Source organism: Pedococcus bigeumensis, assembly GCF_039531795.1.
Taxonomy (GTDB): domain Bacteria; phylum Actinomycetota; class Actinomycetes; order Actinomycetales; family Dermatophilaceae; genus Pedococcus; species Pedococcus bigeumensis.
The window spans coordinates 768,297-788,590 of record NZ_BAAAQS010000001.1 but is presented as its reverse complement, the minus strand read 5'-3'; the positions used below and the strand labels follow the sequence as shown (position 1 = coordinate 788,590).

Here is a 20,294-nt window from a genome sequence, read left to right as displayed (position 1 = left end):
AGCGGGCCGTCATCCATCAGGGTGGCGGCCCGTCCGCGCGCTCAGCTCCAGAGACCGAGCACCGAGCCGCCGATCCGCACGATGAAGGCCACCAGCACGAACACGAACACCACACGCACGAAGCGGCTCCCCCGCGCCACCGCGGTGCGGGCGCCGACGTAGCCCCCGGCGATGTTGGCGACCGCCATGACGAGCCCGATCCTCCACATCACGTGTCCACCCGGGACGAACACCGTGAGGGCCCCCAGGTTGGTGGCGAAGTTGGCGATCTTGGCCTTGGCACTGGCCTCGAGGAACGCATAGCCCATCAGGCCGACCAGGGCGAAGACGAGGAACGAGCCGGTGCCGGGACCGAGCGCCCCGTCGTAGACGCCGATGACGAAGCCCGTCAGCATCGCCACCACCGTGTGCCGGTGGCCGTCGAAGCGCAGCGCGGTCTCGTGCCCGAGTGACGGCTTGGCCACGGTGTACGCGCCGACCACGACCAGCATGACGAGGATGACGGGGTTGAAGGCGCTCTTCGGGATGTGCAGGCCCAGCAGCGCCCCGCCCACCGCACCGAGGTAGGCGACCGCCGCCATCGGCAGGGCGGTCCGCAGGTCCGGACGGACCCTGCGCCAGTAGGTGATCGAGCTGGTCGTGGTGCCGAAGATGCTGGAGATCTTGTTGGTGGCGAGCAGCTGGGCCGGCGACGCGCCCGGGAAGCCGAGCAGCAGCGCCGGGAGCTGGACCAGCCCGCCGCCGCCGACGACCGCGTCGACCCACCCCGCCCCGAACCCCGCGAGGGCCATGAGGAGGAGCGTGGTCAGGTCGAGGTCGGGCACCTACCTGCCCAGCCAGCCGTCGACGATCCCGAGGATGTCGAGCAGCTCGTGGGCCTGGGCGTCGGGGGTGACGTCGACCGGCACCACCTGCGACGGGGGCAGGTCGCTGTGCGGCACCCAGATCGACCGCATGCCGACCTGCTGGGGGCCGTGGACGTCCTCGAACAGCCGGTCGCCGACATAGACCGCCTCAGTGGGCCCCACGCCCACCGCCGCGCACGCGGCGAGGAACGCCTCCGGGTGGGGCTTCACGACGTGCAGCTCCGAGGAGTACACGTCGCCGTCGAGGAGGTCGAGGACGCCGTCGCGCTGGAACACCTCGCGGTGGTACTCGCGGCTCCAGATCGTGTTGGACAGCACCCCGATCTTGAGGCCGCGGTCGTGCAGGCCCTCCCACAGCGGGCGGACCTGCGGGTCGGTGTGGGTGTGCGGCTCCCAGAACCTCCGGTATGCCGCGAGCGCCAGCAGGTGCCGGTCGTGCTCCGCGTCGACCCCGGCGTCCGCGAGGATCGCCTCGATGGAGGCGCTCTCGTGGGTCTCGCGGCCGCGGGACCAGGCCCGCTCCTCCGCGGCGTGGATCCGCAGGGCCAGCGAGTCGGCCTCGGCCAGGTCCTCCGGCGACATGGCGGGGTCCTCGACCGGCAGGCCGTGCACCTCCCGGGCGAAGACCCGCCACTGCTGCGGCAGGTCGACGTCGTGCCACGGGGTCAGCGTGCCGCCCCAGTCGAAGATGACCGCCCGCAGGGGGGACGGCACAGTCACGGCCGCCATCAGGAGGCGCTGCCCCGGACCTCGCGGACGACCTCGCGGATGACGTCATCGGCGGAGACCTCGCGGCGGACGCCCGTCGCGCGGTCCTTGATCTCGACGATCCCGTGCTCGAGCGACTTGCCCACCACGACGATGGTCGGCACCCCGATCAGCTCGGAGTCCTTGAACTTCACGCCGGGGCTGACCTTCTGGCGGTCGTCGTAGAGCACCGAGAGCCCGGCCGCCTCGAGGGCGCGGGTGATCTCCTCGGACTTCGCGAAGACCTCCGGGTCACGGGTGACGTCCTTGCCGGTGGCGACCACGTGCACGTCGACCGGGCTGATCTCGCGGGGCCAGCGCAGGCCGAGCTCGTCGTGGTTGCCCTCGGCGACACAGGCGACGGCCCGGGAGACCCCGACGCCGTAGGAGCCCATGATCACGGTCTGGAGCTTGCCGTTCTGGTCGAGCACCTTCAGGTCGAGCGCCTCCGCGTACTTGGTGCCGAGCTGGAAGATGTGTCCCATCTCGATCCCGCGGGCCGACTCCAGCGCGTGCCCGCAGCTGGGGCAGGCGTCACCGGGGCGCACGTCGGCGGCCTCGATGGTGCCGTCGGCGGTGAAGTCGCGGCCTGCGACCAGGTCGACCACGTGCTTGCCCGCCTCGTTGGCGCCGGTGACCCAGCGGGTGCCCTCGACGACCCGCGGGTCGAGGAGGTAGCGGATCTTCGACGCAGACTCCGTGCCGAGGACCTCCGGGCCGATGTAGCCCTTGACCAGCGCCGGGTTCGCCGCGAAGTCCTTCTCCTCGAAGGCCTCCACCGCGGCGGGGTCGACCTGCGCCCCGAGGCGCTTCTCGTCGATCTCGCGGTCGCCGGGCACACCGATCGCCAGCGGCTCCCGCGTGCCGTCGGGGTGCACGAGCACGACGAGGACGTTCTTGAGGGTGTCTCCCGCCGCCCACGGCCGGTCCTCGCGCGGGAAGTGCGCGTTGAGGTGGGCCACCAGGGTGTCGATGGTGGGGGTGTCCGGCGTGGCCTCTGCGTGGGCAGCCGGCACGTCGGCATACGGGAGGGCGTCGGGGACGGGGACGCGCACGGCCTCGACGTTCGCCGCGTAGCCGCAGTTGGCGCAGTGGACGTAGGTGTCCTCGCCGTTTTCGGCGGTGGCGAGGAACTCCTCTGACTTGCTGCCACCCATCGCGCCGGCCATCGCCTGCACGATGACGTAGTGGAAGCCGAGCCGGTCGAAGATCCGGATGTAGGCGTCGCGGTGCAGCTGGTAGGCCTTGTCGAGACCGGCCTCGTCGACGTCGAACGAGTAGGAGTCCTTCATGACGAACTCACGACCGCGCAGCACCCCGGCCCGCGGACGCGCCTCGTCGCGGTACTTCGTCTGGATCTGGTAGATCGCGAGGGGCAGGTCCTTGTAGGACGAGAACATGTCCTTCACTGCGAGGGTGAACATCTCCTCGTGGGTCGGCCCGAGCAGGTAGTCGGCCCCCTTGCGGTCCTGAAGACGGAAGATGTTGTTGCCGTACTCGGTCCAGCGACCGCTCGCCTCGAACGGCTCCTTGGGCAGCAGCGCCGGGAACAGCAGCTCCTGGGCGCCGATCTCGTCCATCTCCTCGCGCACGATCTTCTCGACCTTGCGCAGCACCCGCAGACCCAGCGGCAGCCACGTGTAGATGCCGGGGCTGACCCTCCGGATGTAGCCGGCGCGGACGAGCAACCGGTGGCTCGGCACCTCGGCATCGGCCGGGTCCTCGCGAAGGGTTCGCAGGAACAGGGTCGACATGCGCAGGGCCACGTGGCACTCCTCGGTTGGCGGACAACCCCCAGAGGATATCCGTCGGTATGCCGCGTGCTCACCACGGTTTCCACCGTGCTGCCCGCGAGCCTCGCGGTCGGGCGCTCCTGGCGCGCGGGTGCACTGGGGCGCCCGGCTGCGAGAATTGCGGCATGACCCGCATCGAGACCGTTGGCCAGCTGGTCGAGCTGCTCGGGGAGCCGCTCCCCCGCGTGCGCGACAAAGCCCGTGCCACGCTGCACGAGCTGGACCGCGACTGGCTGGCGGCCTCGCCGTTCTGCCTCGTCGCGACCTCCGACGCGACGGGCCGTTGCGACGTGTCCCCGAAGGGCGACCCGGCCGGCTTCGTGAGGGTGCTCGACGACACCACCATCGCGATCCCGGAGCGGCTGGGCAACAAGAGGGCCGACGGCTACAAGAACATCCTGGCCAACCCCCACGTCGGCCTGCTGTTCGTCATCCCGGGTCGGGGCGACACCCTGCGGATCAACGGCCGCGCCCACCTGGTGTCCGACGCGCCGTGGTTCGACGACATGGTGGTGAAGGGACATCGCCCGGTGCTGGCCCTGGTGGTCGAGATCGACGAAGTGTTCGGGCACTGCGCCAAGGCCTTCATGCGCAGCAAGCTCTGGCACCCGGAGACCTGGGACCCGCTGGCGGTGGGCTCCCGGCCCGAGATCGCCAAGGCGCTCGAGCGTCCCGAGGACTCCATCGAGGAGCTCGAGCGCTACTACGGCGAGCAGTACTCGACCGGGCTCTACTGACTGACTCCCGGCTAGCGGCGTCCCGCCGCCCTGAGGGCGGTACGGATCAGGGGCAGCTGGAGCGGGAGCCTGGCCACGGTGCCGGCGAAGGCGGCCTGCGCGGAGGTGGTCCCCTTGCGCTGGGCGCGCTTGCCGTAGTTGGCGCTCATCTGGACGTTCCCCGGCAGGATGGCGACCAGCAGGGCGGCACTGGCCCACCCGGCATACCTGCGGGTGCGGGGGTGCAGCAGGCCCGCCGCGCACGCGAGCTCGGCCACGCCGGAGGCGTAGACGAGCTCACGGCGACGGGGCAGCGCACTGGGCACCAGCCGCTCGAACACCTCGGGCTTGACCAGGTGCGTGGTGCCGGACGTGATGAACAGCCCGGCGAGACCGATGATGTCCTTGGTCAGTGGGGGGGTTGACATGGGGGCGATCCTGTCACGCATCCCCCCGTGCCCCCCTCCGCTCACCCCTTCAGGCCGGTGCGCGACACCCCCTCGATGATGAACCTCTGGGCGAAGACGTAGAGGGCCAGGGCAGGGGCGCTCGCGATCACGGCTCCGGCCATGATCAGGTCGTAGCGCACGTTGTTCGCCGACTGCAGGGTCGAGAGGCCGGCCGGCAGGGTCTGGTTCTCGGGGCTGAACAGGACGTAGACGGGCCACAGGAAGTCGTTCCAGTTGGTGAGGAACGCCAGCACGGCGAGAGTCGCCAGGGCGGGACGCGACAACGGCAGGACGACCTTGGTGAAGACCTGGAAGACGTTGGCGCCGTCGAGCATGGCCGCCTCTTCAAGCTCGCGGGGCAACGAGAGGAAGAACTGCCTCAGGAAGAACACCCCGAAGGCACTGGCAGCGGTCGGGACGATCACCGCGGCCAGGGTGTCGAGCCACTTCAGCTCGCCCACGATGAGGTAGTTGGGGATGACGAGGATGACCGGGGGAATGAAGAGTGTCCCGATGATCAGCCCGAAGACGATGTTCTTGCCGCGGAACGACATCCGCGCCAAGGGGTAGGCCGCGAGGGCGGCGGTCGCGACGACGAGCGCCGCGTTGGCCGTCGCGGCCACCATGCTGTTCCCGAACCAGCGCAGCACTGGAGTGCCGTCGCTGCCGAGGATCGACGAGTACGCGTCGAACGTCGGCCCGGTCGGGATCCACGTGGGCGGGACACCCGCGGCCTCGATCCTGCTCTTGAACGAGGTGGAGACCATGAAGACGATGGGGCTGATGAAGATGAGCCCCAGGACCACGAGCAGGACGTAGCGGCCGACCTGTCGACCGGTGTTGGTGCGCATCAGTCCCTCCTCTCCCTGAACAGCCAGAAGACCCCGACGCTGAGGACCACCAGCACGAGGGTCAGCAGGTAGCTCATCGCCGCCGCGTCACCCATCTGGAAGTTCTTCAGCCCCTTGTCCGCGATGAAGTAGATCGCCGTGCGCGTCTCCACGCCCGGCGCTCCCTTGGTCATCAGGTAGGACTGCCCGAACATGTTCGCCGACGCGATGATCGTCGTCATCGTCACGAACGACACCACGGGTTTGAGGCCGGGCAGGGTGACGTGCCAGAAGCTCTGCCAGGAGCTGGCGCCGTCGACCTTCGCCGCCTCGTACAGCTCCGGCGAGATGTCCTGCAGCCCGGCGAGGTAGATGACCGCGTTGAAGCCCATCGTCCACCAGACGGTCACACCCACCAGGGCGACCCAGGCGGCCGGCGTGGTCGTCAACCAGGCCGTGTCGTCCTTCAGCCCGATCGCCCCGAGGTACTGGTTGACGAGCCCGATGTTGTTGTCGAGCAGGAAGCGCCACAGGACGGCGACGACCGCGACGCCCAGGACGTAGGGCGCGAAGTAGATGGCCCGGAAGAAGTTGCGACCCCTGAACCTGCGGTTCATGAGGAGGGCCACTCCGAGCGGCGCGGTCAGGAGGAGCGGGACGCTGAAGAGGGTGAAGATCCCGGTGGCCTTCATGCTGTTCCAGAAGTCCGAGAACACCACGGAGTCGGAGGAGAACAGCTTCGCGTAGTTGTCGAGGCCGACCCAGGGCTTGCCCGGGAGCGTGTAGTCGTAGTCGTGCAGGCTGATCCACAGCCCGTAGACGGCAGGGGCGATGACGAAGCCGACGAACAGCACGAGGTAGGGCGCCAGGAACGCCCAGGGCGCCCACCCCGGACCGCGACCCGGCGGGCCGGCCGCGGAGGGTTCCGCGGACCGGCCCTGCGCACGGGCGACGTCGACGCCCGTGACGGTGGGCGCACTCATCTCAGGCCCCGTACTTCTTGCGGTTGGCCTCCATCAGCTTGGTCGCCTTGGCGGCCTCCTCCTTCAGTGCCTGGTCAGGCTTGCGCTTGCCGAGGACCGCGTCGGCGACGGCGATCTCCAGGGTCTGCGCCTGCGCGTCGCCGAGGCCCGGGATGGGCGGCAGGAAGCGCAGGTTGTCGATCTGCTTGGCGATCGGTCCCTGCGTGCTGTCGGTGACGTCTGCCGTCTCCCGCACGGACTTGCGGGCGGGGATCATGCCGGCGCCGGCCCACTCGGCGGACTTCTTGCTCATCCAGTCGATGAAGGTCTGGGCCGCCTGGTACTTGTTGTCGTCCTGGGTGGCCTGCTTGGTGATGTAGAAGTTGTGCGAGTTGGCCCAGGCGGCGGGCTGCGAGCCGATCGTCGGCAGGGGGGCGAGCTCGAACGGCAGCTTCGCGGCCTTGAGGTCGTTGATCTGCCAGATGCCGTCCCAGGTCACCGACAGCTTCTTGTTCTTGAAGGCGACGTACTGGCTGTCCTGGGCGACGTTCTTGGGGCTGTAGCCCTTCGAGATGACCTCGACCATCCACGCGAGGGCCTGCACGCCCGCGTCCGAGTCGAAGGTGGCCTTGCTGCCGTCGTCGGCGTAGGGGGTCCCGCCGTTCTGCCACAGCAGGGAGAGGAACATCAGGTGCGCCGGCCACTTGCTCGGCATCCAGAACGGGTCCTGCACCCCGGACTGCTTGAGCTTGGCCAGGAACTCGTCGTAGGAGGCCTTGTCGGTCGGGGCCGCGTCGATGCCGGCCTTCTTGGTCTGGTCGGTGTTCATGTACATGCCCAGGGAGTGCACGTCGAGCGGGATGCCGTACCGGGCGTCCTTGTAGATCCCGGCCTGCCAGACGTCCTTGGTGAAGTCGGCCTCCGCGAGCCCCAGCGACTTGGCCAGCTCGTCGACCGGGACGATGATCTTGCGCGCCGCGTTGGTCGCGAGCTGGTCGAGGTGCATCGCCCCGACGTCCGGTCCCTTTCCTGCGGTGACGGCTGCGGGCATGCGCTGGTAGTACTGCGCCCACTCGACGGTGTTCTCGGTGATCTTGATCTTGGGGTTGGCCGCCATGAACTCGGAGACCATCTTCTTCATGAACGGACCGTCACCACCGGTGAAGCCGTTCCAGTAGGACAGGGTGATGGCCGGTCCGGTGTAGGCGCCGCCGAAGGTGGCCTTCGACTGCGCGCCGCCAGCGGCGTCCTGCGCGGACTTGCCGCCGCCGCATCCCGAGAGCGACAACCCGGCGAGGGCAGCACCTCCGAGGAGCAGTCCGCGGCGGGTGACCGGGGTGGTGAGTGGGGTGTCGTTCATCATGTGCCTTCCTTGGTTGGTGCCGGTGCCGGTGCCGGTGCTCATCGGTAGAGCCGGACGAAGTCGAAGCGTGCGGTCGCTCCCGCGCCGCCGTGGGAGGTCAGGCCGACCCGGAGGTCCGACGCGGCGGGGAGGGTCCACACGCCTCCCCTTACCCAGTCCCTGCCGTCCCTACTACTCCACGCCCGGAGCTCGTGCTCGCCGTTCGTGGGGTCGACGTGGTGGCTGACCCGCAGCCAGGTCGTCGCGGCAGGGGGGCCGACGATCGTGCCGCCGTAGGCGAGTCGTCCCGCGAAGGGCATCTCGCGACCGAACTCCACCTGGCGGGTGTTCCAGATGGCCACGTGGGTGAGCCGGGTGAAGTCGTCGTCACCAGCCCAGACCACGAGCCCGGCCTGCTGGAAGTTGCGCACCGTGTCGGTCCCCAGGTCGATGCTGACCTTGGTCTCGACGGCCCAGTCGCCCTCACCCGGGTCCCGCAGCAGGACCGAGGCGTCGTTGGTCGTCCCGACCAGGTCGCCCGCCTGGGTGGGCCACTGCAGTGCGCCGTCGACGACCCGGGCGGCAGCATCCGGTCGACGCCACGTCCACCCGGCCAGCGACGACGAGGCGAACTCGTCGGATGCGCTGCGGTCCAGCCGGCTCGGGACCCGGTCGAGGACGACCGGTGCCGTCCGCGCGGGTTCCGCCACGCTCAGGTTGGCGACCCCCACGCCCGCTCCGGTGGCGAAGGCCCCTGCTGTCGACGGGGCAGCTGCGCCAGGCAGGTCCAGCGTCAGGGTGACGTAGGGGTCTCCGAGCCGCGCCGGCGAGAGGGCCGCGACGGTCTGGTGCCGGCCGACCTCCAGCGCCACGGACTGCCACCTCGACAGGTCGACGGCGGACGGGATGGCCGCGGTGCGGGACGCGCCGACCCGACTGCGGCGCACCTGCTCCAGGCGCGCGGTACGCGTCGCCGGGTCGATCGTCAGCCGAGTGGTGGCGCCATCGCGGGCCGTGGACACCAGGCCGTAGCGCGTGCCCGTGGACCGGAGGTCTGCTTCCACGCGCCCCCCGGTCTGCGCGCCCGCTCGGGCGAGCAGCGTCCCGGCGGACGTCGACGTGCGCGCCGTGGGCGCCTGCGCGTCAGGGGTGTCCGCCCAGTCGCCGTGCGAGGGCGAGGGTGACGCGAGGGTCGTGGTCGGACCGGTCTGGGTGGTCTCGCTGGGCCCCCGTCCGGAACGCACCTGCGGCCAGCCGCCCACCCAGTCGAGCCGGTCCATCAGCATGGGCCGCTGGTTGATGCCGTCGGTCCCGTCGAGGTAGGGGTCGGACCGGTCGATGGCGTGGTAGACGACCCAGTCCTGGCCGCGCACGTCGGTGGCGATGGCGTTGTGCCCCGCACCGACCCATCGGTTGCCGTTCTGCACGAGGGTGGGCGTCCCACCAGCGCGCGAGGTGTTGAGCGGCACGCCCTGCTTGTCGACGTACGGCCCGGTGATGGCGCGCGACCGGCCCACCTGCACGCTGTACCCGGTGGTGGGGCCGGCGCAGCAGTTCGCCGTCGAGGCAAAGAGGTACCACCAGCCGGCGCGGTGCACGGCATACGCGCCCTCGAACTTGTTGTCCACCGCGACCATCGTCGGCTCGCCCACGGCGGTGCGGCCGTCGTCGCTGAGCCTGGTGACCCAGATGCCGCCGTAGTAGGAGCCGTAGTAGAGCCACTGGCTGCCGTCGGAGTCGGTCACCGCGGTCGGGTCGAAGGTCCACAGGAAGTTGCCCGGCTCGCCGGCGCCACCGCGCCGCGGACCCACGACCGGGGCGCCGGAGTCCGTCCACGGTCCGGCCGGCGTCGGCGCCGTCGCCATGCCGATGGCGTTGTCGTTGGGCTCGTCCGTCACGGTCGTCTCGGTCACCACGTAGTAGAGGCGGTACTCCCCGTTGACGTAGCGGATGTCGGGCGCCCACAGCGAGGCGTTGCGGGCCGGGTCGGCCCAGGCCGGCTTGGTCGGCATCGCGTCGCCCACGAGCTGCCAGTCGACCAGGTCGCGGGACCGTGCGGTGGGGAGCACGTGGGCGGTGCCCTCCCCCTCGCGCAAGGGGTCGCTCGTCCCGTAGGCGTACCACCAGCCGTCCTTGCCACGGATCACCGACGGATCGGCGAAGGTGTCGGCGAAGCCGGCCGAGACGGGGTTGCGGTATGCCGCGCCGGCACCCCCACGGGCAACCGTCACCGACGCGGATGCGGCCTGGGCAACCGGCATCCCCAGCGTTGCTGCTGTGGCGACGGCGGTGAGGATCGCAGCGGCGTTGATGCGTCTCATGAGCTCTCCTGGTGGGTCAGGTCTGGGCAGGGGGTGCGGTCTGGGCAGGGTGTGCGGGCGGGGGCACGAGGGTGATGGCCGTCCACGACACGGGGGGCAGGACGAACCGGAGCCGGCCGTCGACGACCGACGCGTCGGTCAACGGCTGGGGCCGGACCCGGTCGGGGTCCGCGGCGGTGTTGCGGGCATGGATGTCGTCGTCGGCGAGGAGGTGGGTCTCGCCCAGCACCAGGTGGGGGAAGCGCCGGACGTCCACCTCGACCGGCAGGGAGCGGTCCTGGAGGCGGTTGACCGCGAAGACCGCCAGCGTCTGACGCTCCTCGTCCCACGTGGCAGTGGCGGTGACTGCGTCGACCAGCCCGAACTTCGGCGTGTCGTAGCCGGGGGTCCGCGCCGAGACCTCGAGTGCCACACCCTGCGCCAGGCGTGCGGTGAGGGCGAACGGGTGGAAGATCGTCTGCCGCCAGGCGGGCCCTCCCGGGCGGGTGAGGATCGGGGCGATCACGTTGACGAGCTGGGCCTGGCACGCGATGGCGACCCGGTCCGCGTGGCGCAGCAGGGTGATGAGCAGGCTTCCGACGACCACGGCGTCCACGACCGAGTACTCGTCCTCGATGAGCTCCCTGGCGAACTTCCAGTCCAGGTTCCGCTGCCCGACGAACTTGGCCTGGTACCAGACGTTCCACTCGTCGAAGGAGATGCGCAGCTTCTTGCGGCTGCGCAGCCGGGCCCCGACATGGTCGGCGGTCGCGACGACGGCCCCGATGAAGCCGTCCATGTCGACCGACGACGCGAGGAAGCTGTCGAGGTCGTCACCGACGGGCTCGTAGTAGTCGTGCATCGAGATGTAGTCGACGAGGTCGTAGGTGTGCTCCAGGACCTCCGCCTCCCAGGCCCCGAAGGTCGGCATACCGCTGTTGGAGCTCCCGACCGCCACCAGCTCGATGGTGTCGTCGACCATCCGCATGGCCTTCGCGGTCTCGGCCGCGAGCCGTCCGTACTCGGCGGCCGTCTTCTGGCCCATCTGCCACGGTCCGTCGAGCTCGTTGCCGAGGCACCACAGCTTGATGCCGTGGGGTTCGGGCACCCCGTGGGACTTGCGCAGGTCCGACAGGAACGTGCCGGACGGGTGGTTGCAGTACTCGATGAGGTCGGTCGCCGCCTCGACACCGCGGGTCCCGAGGTTGACCGCCATCATCGGCTCGGCCCCGACCTCACGGGCCCAGCCCATGAACTCGTTGAGGCCGACGGTGTTGGGCTCCAGCGCCCGCCAGGCCAGGTCGAGCCGCGCCGGCCGGGACTCGACCGGGCCCACGCCGTCCTCCCAGCGGTAGCTGGAGACGAAGTTGCCCCCGGGGTAGCGGATGGTGGTGACCCCGAGCTCACGGGTCAGGTCGAGGACGTCACGACGGAAGCCGTCGGCGCCGGCACTCGGGTGGCCCGGCTCGAAGATCCCGGTGTACACGCAGCGGCCCATGTGCTCGACGAACGAGCCGAAGAGCCGCCGGTCCAGCTGGCCGACCTGGTTCTCGGGATCCAGCACGACGCGGACCCGGTCCGCGGAGTCGTCGCCCACGGGCGCTCCTTTGCGAGTAGGTCGAACCGGTCCGGTCCGGGGCCGCCTTCGAGGGCATCGTTGCTGCTCGAAGGGTTTACAACGTTGAACACGGCTCTTTGTAGTCTGATTTTCCATCGTTGTAAAGAGCTGGCCCCGCACCGTGCGCCCGACGGGTACCCTCAGCCCATGGCGACTCCCCACGGCCGTTCGATCGGCCTGCGCGACGTCGCGGCTCGCGCGGGGGTCTCCGTGAAGACCGTCTCGAACGTCGTCAACGGCTACGCCCACGTCTCCCCCGGGATGCGCCTACGGGTCCAGGCGGCACTCGACGAGCTCGAGTACCGACCCAACGTCTCCGCGCGCCACCTGCGCCAGGGCCGCACGGGGTTGATCGCCCTCGCCGTGCCAGAGCTCGACTTCCCCTACTTCGCCGCCCTCGCCAACGTCGTGGTGCACGCTGCCGAGCGCCGCGGGTGGACGGTGCTCATCGAGCAGACCAGTGGCGACCCCGACCGAGAGCGTGCTGTGCTCGCCGGCATCCGTTCGCTCCGGGTCGACGGGATCATCTTCAGCCCCATCTCCCAGCTCGACGACGAGCTGGGCAGGCGCACCGACCCCACCCCCATGGTGCTCCTGGGAGAGCGGGCCGTCGCGGCACCCGTGCACCACGTCTCGGTGGACAACATCCGCGCGGCGCAGGAGGCGACGGAGCACCTCCTCGGGCTCGGCGCGAAGCGGATCGCCACCATCGGCCACGAACCGCACCGTCGCGGCACGGGCACCCTACGACTCCAGGGCTACCTCGAGGCGTTGCGCCAGGCGGGGATCACGCCCAACGCTGCCCTGATCGCGGAGACTGACGGCTACCACCGCGAAGAGGGCGCCCGGGCGATGCGGGACCTCCTGTCGCAGGGCGAGCCGCCGGACGCGGTCTTCGCGTTCAACGACCTCCTGGCGCTCGGCGCCCTGCGCGAGGCGGTCGACCAGGGCATCCGGGTGCCCGAGGAGCTGCGCATCATCGGCTTCGACGACATCGAGGAATGCCGGTTCAGCTGCCCGCGGCTGTCCTCGGTGCGTCCCGACCTCGCCTCGCTGGCCGAGACGGCACTGGACCGCATCACGGCCAGCCTGCGGGACGGGCTCCCCGAACCCGATGCGCTGGAGAGCCAGGTGCGCCACGAGGTCGTGGCCCGGGAGAGCACCATCGGTCGCGAACCCGCCTAGGAGTCGACGCGGCTGGGGGTCGACGCGCCTGGGGGTCGACGCGGCTGGGGGTCGACGCGCCTGGGGGTCGACGCGGCTGGGGGTCGACGCGCCTGGGGGTCGACGCGGCCGGGGTAGACGCGGCTACGGGTCGGCGCGTCCGGCCAGCGCCGTCGCGAACGGCCCGAGGGGTCGCACCGGGCGAGGTCAGCCGCGCAGGTGGCGGATCCTCGCCCGCACGGCGAACGCGGACGAGATGCCACCCACGACGAGCAGCACGATCCCGATCCACAGCCAGGCGCGACCGGCCGGGTCGTGGCCGGGGATGGTGACGAGGAAGACCCCGAACGCGAACAGCGACAAGGTCATCCAGACCAGGGCGTTGCCTGCCGCGGGCGTGTCCGGTCTCGGCTCGGACTCCAGGGCCGGGTCCATCAGCTGGCTCTCCTCATGACGCGGTCAGAGCAGCACGGTCGAGAACGTGCCGACGTCCTCGAACCCGACCCGGGCATACGTCGCGCGAGCGCTCTCGTTGAAGTCGTTGACGTACAACGTGACCCATCGGGCGCGGGTCTCCATGACCTGCTCCACCACCGACGCCATCAGCGGCACCGCGAAACCGTGGCCGCGCAGGTGCGGAGCCAGCCACACTCCCTGCAGCTGGGCGCAGCCCAGCGCAACCGATCCCACGTCGGCCTTGAAGATCACGGCGCCGTCCTCGATCGCGACGAACGTGTGGCCGCGGTCGATGAGGGACAGCAGCGCGGAGCGGTAGGCCGCACCCGACCCGGTGTAGGGCGGGTAGCCGATCTCGCCCTCGAACATGTGGGCGGCGGCGGGCATGACGAGGTCCACCTCGGCCTCGGTGGCGGGGCGGACCCGTTGGTCGAGCTCGAGGCCGAGAGCGGATGGCCGGTCCATGGTGCTCATGAGCGGCTGCCGCGCGCGGACGGCTCTGGCCGGTCCCCACGCAGGCTCGAGCAGACGCCACAACTCGGTCACCTGCTCGGAAGGCCCGAGCACCGAGGCGCAGTGGCGGCGCCACCGGCGGACCCGGTCGGCGAAGAAGCCGATGGCTTCGTCGTCGGCTTCCACCGGGACGAGGTTCGCACTCGACCAGCACAGTGACTCCAGCGTGCCGCCGACCTTGTGACCGAGCACCGTGCCGGGCTGGGTGCTGAGGACTCCCTCGAGGAGCCGGGCGGCCACGAAGACGTTCGCCGGGAGGTTCTGCGCGCACACCTCCAACGCGGCGTCGCGGTCCGAGGGCGACAGCGCGTGGACCGGGTTTCGGGTGCGCAGCACCCCGTCAGCCTAGGTCGTGCAGCCGCCATCTGCGCACCATTGTCCCCAGATCCGGTCGCGGCGCGGCCGGGTCCCGGATCTGCGCCGTTCCTGCGACGTCATTCACAGGCCCCACCGGACGGGCGCCACCCTCCACAGGAGCAGTCGTGGGACTCGACTCCTGACCTGCTTATGCCGCGTGGTTCCGTTGCGCTGCAACGGGTTTCGGACATCCGGGCACGCTGAGGCGCTGTCGGTGGCCGACTCTAGCGTGGTGGTCATGAAGGAAGACCTCACCCTCGCCGAGCACCGGGAGCGGTTCGCAGCTGCCCTCGAGTCGCTGCGGGTCCTGGACGAGGTGCTCTGGCAGGCGCACTCCCCCGGCGCACCGGCTGGCCCGTGGCGCGGCCTCAGGGCGGAAGCCCTCGGAGAGACCCGGGCGCCCTTGGCCACCGGGCTGGCGGCGCTGCTGCGGCAGGTCGACGACCTCGGTGGCGCGTGTGACGCCGCGCGGGTGGCGGTCACCGCCGAGGCCATCGCCAGGGGTGAGCCCAGCAGCGGGGTCACGGCGATGACCGCGACCCAGTGGGTGCGGCACCATGCGCCGACCACCCGGGGCGGCGGTGCCGGCCAGGTGGTCGCCCTGGCGGCGTCCTTCACCAAGCCTGCAAACGCCGCAGTCAGGACGGCGGTGGACTCGGGGCGGCTGCCGGTCCGGTCGGCCGCCGTGGTGGTGCTCGAGGCCGACCGGCTGCGGCCGGTGCTCGCGCCCGGCGCGGAGCCGCACGTCATGGAGGGCCTGATCGCGATGGCGGCCGACCACGGTCCACGTGGGTGCCGGCTGATCCGCCCCGCTCTCCTGGCGAAGTACGGCCGCGACGGGCAGCTGCAGCTCGAGCAGGACCACGCCAAGCGCTTCGTCGCCCTGTCGCAGCCGATCGAGGACGGCACCGGCGTCGTCGAGTACCGCCTGAGCCTCGACCCCGAGGGGCGGGCCGTGCTCGAGGGGGCGCTGGGACCGTTGTCCGCGCCCCGGCCCATCGCCGGCGAGCGCGACCTGCGGACCTCCGACCAACGCCGCGGCGAAGCGCTCGTCACGCTGGTGCGCCGGGCGGTGGCGGCCGGCGAGGGTCTGGGAGCGAGCTCGAAGGCGCAGCTGGTCGTCGCGATGGACTGGGAGTCGCTGTCCAGCGGGATCCGAGGCGCCGGGCGCACCCTCGGCGGCTCGGATGCCGGGATCCAGCTCGGTCCGGACACCGTGCGCCGACTCGCCTGCGACGCCACGATCGTCCCCATGGTGCTCGGCTCGGGTGGCGAGATCCTGGACCAGGGTCGGGCAGTGCGGTTCTTCACCGCCGCCCAGACGAGACGCCTGTGGTTGCGTGACGGCGGCTGCACCTACCCCGATTGCGCCATGCCGCCGCACTGGGCGGACGCCCACCACCTGGTCCACTGGGCCGACTTCGGAGCTTCCGACCTCGACAACGCCGCCCTGCTGTGCTCACGGCACCACACCGTCGTGCACAGCCGACGGCTCGCCGGCCAGCTGGTCTGCGACCCCTCGGGCGAGCACGTCACGTGGGACCTCACCCTCGGTTCCTACGACCAGCTCCTCGCCCGACGAGCAGCCCAGGAGCCAGCCTGAGTCGGGCGCCACCGGCCCGGTCGCGCAGCGCCGCTCGGGAAGGTGCGGCGAAGGGCTCCGACCGGAGGCCCCCGCTGCAGGGTCAGCCGACGGTGACCGACGGCGCGCCCGCGCTCTCCTCGTCGATGGGTTCGCCCATCTCCTCGGCGATGCGCATGGCCTCCTCGATCAACGTCTCGACGATCTGGCTCTCGGGGACGGTCTTGATGACCTCGCCCTTGACGAAGATCTGGCCCTTGCCGTTGCCCGACGCGACCCCGAGATCGGCCTCGCGGGCCTCCCCCGGTCCGTTCACGACACAGCCCATCACGGCTACTCGCAGCGGCACGGTCATGCCCTCGAGTCCGGCGGTGACCTCGTCGGCCAGTTTGTAGACGTCGACCTGGGCACGCCCGCACGAGGGACACGAGACGATCTCGAGCTTGCGCGGCTTGAGGTTCAGCGACTGGAGGATCTGGTTGCCGACCTTGACCTCTTCGACCGGCGGCGCGGACAGGGACACCCGGATCGTGTCGCCGATGCCCTTGGACAGCAGCGCCCCGAAGGCCGTGGCCGACTTGATCGTGCCCTGGAAGGCCGGCCCCGCCTCGGTGACACCCAGGTGCAGGGGCCAGTCACCGCGTTCGGAGAGCATCTCGTAGGCCTTGACCATGACGACGGGGTCGTTGTGCTTGACCGAGATCTTGAAGTCGTGGAAGTCGTGCTCCTCGAAGAGCGAGGCCTCCCAGACCGCGGACTCGACGAGCGCCTCCGCCGTCGCCTTGCCGTACTTCTCCATGAGGCGGGGGTCGAGCGAGCCGGCGTTGACGCCGATCCGGATCGAGACGCCGGCGTCCTTTGCAGCGGCGGCGATCTGCTTGACCTGGTCGTCGAACTTGCGGATGTTGCCCGGGTTGACCCGGACCGCGGCGCAGCCGGCGTCGATCGCGGCGAAGACGTACTTCGGCTGGAAATGGATGTCGGCGATCACCGGGATCTGCGACTTGCGGGCGATCGCCGGCAGCGCATCAGCGTCGTCCTGGCTCGGGCACGCCACCCGCACGATGTCGCAGCCGGACGCCGTCAGCTCGGCGATCTGCTGCAGCGTGGAGTTGATGTCCGTGGTCGGGGTCGTGCACATCGACTGCACGGAGATGGGCGCGTCACCGCCGACCTCGACCTTGCCGACCTTGATCTTGCGGGTCTTGCGCCGGGGCGCGAGGACGGGCGGGGGCAGGGCCGGCATACCGAGTCCAACAGTCATGGTTGCAGTATCTCCCAAGGGGATGGTGGCGCGGACGCCGGCTGTGGCCGGGTCAGCCGAGCTTGACGGGCTTGACGACGTCGGCGTACATCAGCAGGAGGGACATCACGATGAGCACCGACGACACGGCATACGCCACCGGCAGGGCCTTGGCGACGTCGACGTGGCCGGGGTCCGGGCGCTTGAGCAGGCGGGCCGCCGTGCGCTTGACGCCCTCCCACAGCGCGCCGGCCACGTGACCACCGTCCAGGGGCAGCAGTGGGATCAGGTTGAAGACGAACAGCGCGATGTTGAGCCCGGCGATCAGGTTGACCAGGATCGCGATCTTCGCTGCGGTGTCGAGGCCATCGATCGACCCCGACGAGATCTCGCCGGCCATCCGTCCGACCCCGACGACGGAGACCGGTCCGTTGGGATCCCGAGCCTCCGAGCCGAAGGCCGCCTGGGCGACGTCGGTCATTCGTTGCGGGATGTGCAGCAGGACTCCAGCGATGTGCTGCACCTGCTCGCCCAGGATGCCCGGCACGACCGCGACGGACTGCCGTTCCAGCGCAGTCACCGGGGCCGACGAGACACCGACGAAGCCGGCGTCCATCACGACGGGCTCGCCGTCGGCGTTGACCAGGGGCGTGCCGTCAGGGCCGACCTGCTGGACGGTGTTCCGGATGGGCGTGACCTGCAGCGTCTGCTCCGCGCCGTCACGCAGCACGACGATCGGCACCGTCTGCCCCACGCGAGGGCGGATCAGCTTGCCCACGTCGACAGTGCGCTTGATCGGCTGACCAGCGACCGACACGATCTTGTCGCCGGGCTTGATCCCGGCGAGGAAGGCGGGCGTCTTCTGGTCCGACGGAGCGCAGGTGGTCTTGGTGGCGGCCTGGCTGGCCGGCACGACGCACTCGCTGACCGAGGCGACGACGGCGCCGTCCTTGACCTCCTGCTGGCCGTAGAGCGTCACGAGGCCGGTCAGCAGGACGACCGCGACGACCAGGTTCATGACGGGGCCACCCATCATGACGATGACCTTCTTGGGCACGGACAGCTTGTAGAAGACGCGGTCCTCGTCACCCGGCTTGATCTCCTCGAGGCTCAGCTGGCGGGCCTCGTCGGCGAGCTGGCTGAACCGTCCGGTGCTGGAGACGCGGATGGTCCCATCGGGGTCGCCCGGCCGTGGCGGGAACATGCCGATCATCCGGATGTAGCCGCCGAGCGGGATGGCCTTGAGGCCGTACTCGGTCTCACCACGGCGGGTGGACCACACCGTCGGGCCGAAGCCGACCATGTACTGCGTCACCTTGACGCCGAACTTCTTGGCCGGGACCAGGTGTCCGATCTCGTGCAGGCCGATCGACAAGCCGACCCCGAGGGCCACGAACAGCACGCCGAGCACGTAGAGGAGCACGGTCATCGGCGGGTCGCCCCCTCGGTGGCCGCCAGCGGTGTCGCGGTCATCCGTCCAGTCTGCAAAGCGAGCACCTTCCGTGCCTCGTCGCGCGCCCAGCGATCGGCGCGCATCACGTCCTCAACGGACAGTGTCCCTGATTCGATCCCCGCAGCGCTGCCTGCCGCGTGTTCCTCGACCACTCGGGCGACCGTGTCGACGATCCCGACGAAGCCGAGGTCGCCGTCGTGGAACGCGTCGACCGCGACCTCGTTGGCCGCGTTGTAGACCGCGGGATACGTGCCGCCGGCCTCCCCCACCTGGCGGGCGAGCCGCACCGCCGGGAACGCCTCGTCGTCGAGCGGCTCGAAGTCCCACGACTGGGGCCGTGTCCAGTCGACCGGCACATCGACGTCGGCCAGCCGGTCAGGCCACGACAGCCCGAGCGCGATCGGCACGAGCATCCGCGGTGGGCCGGCCTGCGCGATGGTCGAGCCGTCGACGAACTCGACCATCGAGTGGATCATCTGCTGCGGGTGCACGACGACATCGATCCGGTCGAACGGGATGTCGAACAGCAGGTGTGCCTCGATCACCTCGAGCCCCTTGTTGACCAGGGTCGCCGAGTTGGTCGTGATGACCCTTCCCATCGAGAAGTTCGGGTGCGCCAAGGCGTCGGCCGGCGCGACGTCGCGCAGCGACTCGCGGCTCCGTCCGCGAAACGGTCCGCCGCTCGCGGTGACCACCAGCCGCCGCACCTCCGACGCCCGACCGCCACGCAACGACTGCGCGATGGCCGAGTGCTCGGAGTCGACGGGCACGATCTGGTCGGGGCGAGCCGCTGCCTTGACCAGCGGTCCACCGACGATGAGGGACTCCTTGTTGGCCAGCGCGAGCGTGGAGCCCTGGGCGAGCGCGGCCAGCGTCGGCTGGAGTCCGATGGCGCCGGTGATCCCGTTGAGCACGACGTCCGCGCCGCATCGAGCCGCCACGACAGCGGCGTCGTCGCCGACCACGACCTGGGGCCGGTATGCCGTGCGGCCGGCCCGCGCGGCATACGCCCCGATGGCCTCGGCGACCTGCTCGTGGGTGCCCCGCGCGACGGCGACGAGCTCGACGTCGAAGGTGACCGCCTGTGCGGCGACCAGCTCCAGGTTGGAGCCGGCCGACAGGGCGACGACCCGGAAGCGGTCGGGGTGGCGCGCGATGACGTCCAGGGCCTGGGTGCCGATGGAGCCGGTGGAGCCGAGGACGGCAACGGTGCGCGGGGAGGTCACTGCCCCATTGTCGCTCATGCGGAGCGTGGTGACCGCCGTGCCAGGGTCCGGTCGGCCGCCACGAAGGCGAACCCGCACGCCCCGAAGAGGACGGCGACGCCGAGGAGGTTCAGCAGGACGCGCCCCCAGCCGAGCTCGTCGACATCGATGAAGGGGTAGGGCCACCACCCCGTGACCGAACCTCGGACCAGGGTGAGGGCTCCCCAGAGCAGGGGCCACGCCAGTGCGCCGAGCACCTGGGGTCGAGCCGCCTGCCCCCGTGGCCCAGCCACCACCCAGGCGACCAGGGCCAGCACCGGGACGACGACGTGCAGGAGCTTGTCGACGACGTAGCTGCCGCCGGAGAGGTCGAGCAGCGGCCGCAGGAGGAACCAGTGCACGACTCCCGTCACGGTGATGCCGACCATGGTGGCCATCCTCACCAGGCGCCACCGCGGGCCGTCGTGCAGCGGGTCGACCGCCAGCACCACGGAGCACCCGAGCACGAGCAGGTTGGACAGGATGGTGAAGTAGGACACGAAGCGCGCGAGCCGCACCGCGAGGTCGGGGCGCGCGGTCTCGTTGAGGACGGCTTCCCCGTTCACGATCAGGGCGAGCTGCCACAGGACGGCGACGGCCGTGACGACCGCGACGACGCCATGGACGGCTCGGGCGGTGGTGGGCCTCACCGGCTCACC

Annotated in this window: 18 protein-coding genes; 3 read left to right on the top strand and 15 right to left on the bottom strand. The window is 70.5% G+C overall.

All coding sequences use genetic code 11. The annotated features are described in order from the left end of the window. Positions 1-41: 41 nt before the first annotated feature. Genes ABD262_RS03840 through ABD262_RS03830 form a run of 3 tightly spaced genes read right to left on the bottom strand, consistent with a single transcriptional unit; the run spans position 42 to position 3,379 of the window. On the bottom strand, positions 42-824 hold the full coding sequence (locus tag ABD262_RS03840) for a TSUP family transporter (protein WP_344131408.1): 783 nt from the start codon (positions 822-824) through the stop codon (positions 42-44). Beyond that, a complete protein-coding gene (locus ABD262_RS03835; protein WP_344131406.1) occupies positions 825-1,595 on the bottom strand; it encodes an HAD family hydrolase in 771 nt (256 codons plus the stop codon). It lies immediately after the preceding gene. Continuing rightward, entirely contained in the window at positions 1,595-3,379 is a 1,785-nt protein-coding gene (locus ABD262_RS03830) for a proline--tRNA ligase (RefSeq protein ID WP_344131403.1), read from the bottom strand. The genes ABD262_RS03835 and ABD262_RS03830 overlap by 1 nt, the downstream gene beginning before the upstream one ends. 152 nt (positions 3,380-3,531) lie before the next feature. Between ABD262_RS03830 and ABD262_RS03825 the strand changes: the two genes are divergently transcribed. Then, a complete protein-coding gene (locus tag ABD262_RS03825) occupies positions 3,532-4,143 on the top strand; it encodes a pyridoxamine 5'-phosphate oxidase family protein (RefSeq protein ID WP_344131400.1) in 612 nt (203 codons plus the stop codon). 11 nt (positions 4,144-4,154) lie between these two features. On the opposite strand, the gene ABD262_RS03820 is transcribed toward ABD262_RS03825, so the two are convergent. From ABD262_RS03820 to arfA, 6 genes are read right to left on the bottom strand one after another with little or no spacing between them, the layout of a single operon-like run. Beyond that, positions 4,155-4,550, bottom strand: coding sequence for a DoxX family protein (locus tag ABD262_RS03820; protein ID WP_344131397.1), 396 nt, complete (start codon positions 4,548-4,550; stop codon positions 4,155-4,157). A 41-nt stretch (positions 4,551-4,591) separates the two neighbouring features. After that, positions 4,592-5,422, bottom strand: a complete 831-nt coding sequence (locus ABD262_RS03815; protein ID WP_344131394.1) for a carbohydrate ABC transporter permease — start codon at positions 5,420-5,422, stop codon at positions 4,592-4,594. Beyond that, positions 5,422-6,384, bottom strand: a complete 963-nt coding sequence (locus ABD262_RS03810; RefSeq protein ID WP_344131391.1) for a carbohydrate ABC transporter permease — start codon at positions 6,382-6,384, stop codon at positions 5,422-5,424. The genes ABD262_RS03815 and ABD262_RS03810 overlap by 1 nt, the downstream gene beginning before the upstream one ends. A gap of 1 nt (position 6,385) precedes the next feature. Beyond that, the gene (locus tag ABD262_RS03805; protein WP_344131388.1) at positions 6,386-7,768 is read right to left on the bottom strand and encodes an ABC transporter substrate-binding protein; all 1,383 of its coding nucleotides are present in this window, start codon (positions 7,766-7,768) and stop codon (positions 6,386-6,388) included. Further along, positions 7,765-10,026 carry a glycoside hydrolase family 43 protein gene (locus tag ABD262_RS03800; protein ID WP_344131385.1) on the bottom strand — a complete coding sequence of 754 codons (2,262 nt, stop codon included), beginning with the start codon at positions 10,024-10,026 and terminating at the stop codon, positions 7,765-7,767. The genes ABD262_RS03805 and ABD262_RS03800 overlap by 4 nt, the downstream gene beginning before the upstream one ends. Positions 10,027-10,042: 16 nt before the next feature. Further along, entirely contained in the window at positions 10,043-11,602 is a 1,560-nt protein-coding gene (gene arfA, locus ABD262_RS03795; RefSeq protein ID WP_344131382.1) for an arabinosylfuranosidase ArfA, read from the bottom strand. Positions 11,603-11,770: 168 nt separating this feature from the next. On the opposite strand from arfA, the gene ABD262_RS03790 reads away from it, so the two are divergent. Then, the gene (locus ABD262_RS03790) at positions 11,771-12,808 is read left to right on the top strand and encodes a LacI family DNA-binding transcriptional regulator (protein ID WP_344131379.1); all 1,038 of its coding nucleotides are present in this window, start codon (positions 11,771-11,773) and stop codon (positions 12,806-12,808) included. Positions 12,809-12,994: 186 nt separating this feature from the next. Here the strand turns inward: ABD262_RS03790 and ABD262_RS03785 are convergent, their stop codons facing one another. Both ABD262_RS03785 and ABD262_RS03780 read right to left on the bottom strand, forming a co-directional pair. Further along, positions 12,995-13,222, bottom strand: coding sequence for a hypothetical protein (locus ABD262_RS03785; RefSeq protein WP_344131376.1), 228 nt, complete (start codon positions 13,220-13,222; stop codon positions 12,995-12,997). A 24-nt stretch (positions 13,223-13,246) separates the two neighbouring features. Continuing rightward, complete coding sequence (locus ABD262_RS03780; RefSeq protein WP_344131373.1) at positions 13,247-14,092, bottom strand: GNAT family N-acetyltransferase; 846 nt, start codon at positions 14,090-14,092, stop codon at positions 13,247-13,249. Between the two features lie 259 nt (positions 14,093-14,351). Here ABD262_RS03780 and ABD262_RS03775 point away from each other — a divergent pair, with 259 nt between their 5' ends. Next, complete coding sequence (locus tag ABD262_RS03775) at positions 14,352-15,716, top strand: HNH endonuclease signature motif containing protein (RefSeq protein WP_344131370.1); 1,365 nt, start codon at positions 14,352-14,354, stop codon at positions 15,714-15,716. Between the two features lie 82 nt (positions 15,717-15,798). Here ABD262_RS03775 and ispG read toward each other — a convergent pair whose 3' ends face one another. Genes ispG through ABD262_RS03755 form a run of 4 tightly spaced genes read right to left on the bottom strand, consistent with a single transcriptional unit; the run spans position 15,799 to position 20,285 of the window. Further along, a complete protein-coding gene (ispG, locus tag ABD262_RS03770) occupies positions 15,799-16,959 on the bottom strand; it encodes a flavodoxin-dependent (E)-4-hydroxy-3-methylbut-2-enyl-diphosphate synthase (protein WP_344131367.1) in 1,161 nt (386 codons plus the stop codon). Positions 16,960-17,011: 52 nt separating this feature from the next. Further along, positions 17,012-18,367, bottom strand: a complete 1,356-nt coding sequence (locus ABD262_RS03765; protein ID WP_344131364.1) for a M50 family metallopeptidase — start codon at positions 18,365-18,367, stop codon at positions 17,012-17,014. After that, the gene (gene dxr / locus ABD262_RS03760) at positions 18,364-19,635 is read right to left on the bottom strand and encodes a 1-deoxy-D-xylulose-5-phosphate reductoisomerase (protein WP_344131361.1); all 1,272 of its coding nucleotides are present in this window, start codon (positions 19,633-19,635) and stop codon (positions 18,364-18,366) included. The genes ABD262_RS03765 and dxr overlap by 4 nt, the downstream gene beginning before the upstream one ends. Beyond that, positions 19,632-20,285, bottom strand: a complete 654-nt coding sequence (locus tag ABD262_RS03755; protein WP_344131358.1) for a Pr6Pr family membrane protein — start codon at positions 20,283-20,285, stop codon at positions 19,632-19,634. Before ABD262_RS03755 ends, dxr begins: the two co-directional genes overlap by 4 nt. Positions 20,286-20,294 lie beyond the last annotated feature (9 nt).

What these genes read in the sequence shown, in the direction of transcription:
- ABD262_RS03800 (WP_344131385.1), bottom strand. Translation starts at nt 10,026, where the DNA reads ATGAGACGCATCAACGCCGCTGCGATCCTCACCGCCGTCGCCACAGCA.
- ABD262_RS03835 (WP_344131406.1), bottom strand. Translation starts at nt 1,595, where the DNA reads ATGGCGGCCGTGACTGTGCCGTCCCCCCTGCGGGCGGTCATCTTCGAC.
- dxr (WP_344131361.1), bottom strand. Translation starts at nt 19,635, where the DNA reads ATGAGCGACAATGGGGCAGTGACCTCCCCGCGCACCGTTGCCGTCCTC.
- ABD262_RS03810 (WP_344131391.1), bottom strand. Translation starts at nt 6,384, where the DNA reads ATGAGTGCGCCCACCGTCACGGGCGTCGACGTCGCCCGTGCGCAGGGC.
- ABD262_RS03765 (WP_344131364.1), bottom strand. Translation starts at nt 18,367, where the DNA reads ATGACCGTGCTCCTCTACGTGCTCGGCGTGCTGTTCGTGGCCCTCGGG.
- ABD262_RS03775 (WP_344131370.1), top strand. Translation starts at nt 14,352, where the DNA reads ATGAAGGAAGACCTCACCCTCGCCGAGCACCGGGAGCGGTTCGCAGCT.
- ABD262_RS03805 (WP_344131388.1), bottom strand. Translation starts at nt 7,768, where the DNA reads ATGAGCACCGGCACCGGCACCGGCACCAACCAAGGAAGGCACATGATG.
- ABD262_RS03790 (WP_344131379.1), top strand. Translation starts at nt 11,771, where the DNA reads ATGGCGACTCCCCACGGCCGTTCGATCGGCCTGCGCGACGTCGCGGCT.
- ABD262_RS03785 (WP_344131376.1), bottom strand. Translation starts at nt 13,222, where the DNA reads ATGGACCCGGCCCTGGAGTCCGAGCCGAGACCGGACACGCCCGCGGCA.
- ABD262_RS03825 (WP_344131400.1), top strand. Translation starts at nt 3,532, where the DNA reads ATGACCCGCATCGAGACCGTTGGCCAGCTGGTCGAGCTGCTCGGGGAG.
- ABD262_RS03820 (WP_344131397.1), bottom strand. Translation starts at nt 4,550, where the DNA reads ATGTCAACCCCCCCACTGACCAAGGACATCATCGGTCTCGCCGGGCTG.
- ispG (WP_344131367.1), bottom strand. Translation starts at nt 16,959, where the DNA reads ATGACTGTTGGACTCGGTATGCCGGCCCTGCCCCCGCCCGTCCTCGCG.
- ABD262_RS03815 (WP_344131394.1), bottom strand. Translation starts at nt 5,422, where the DNA reads ATGCGCACCAACACCGGTCGACAGGTCGGCCGCTACGTCCTGCTCGTG.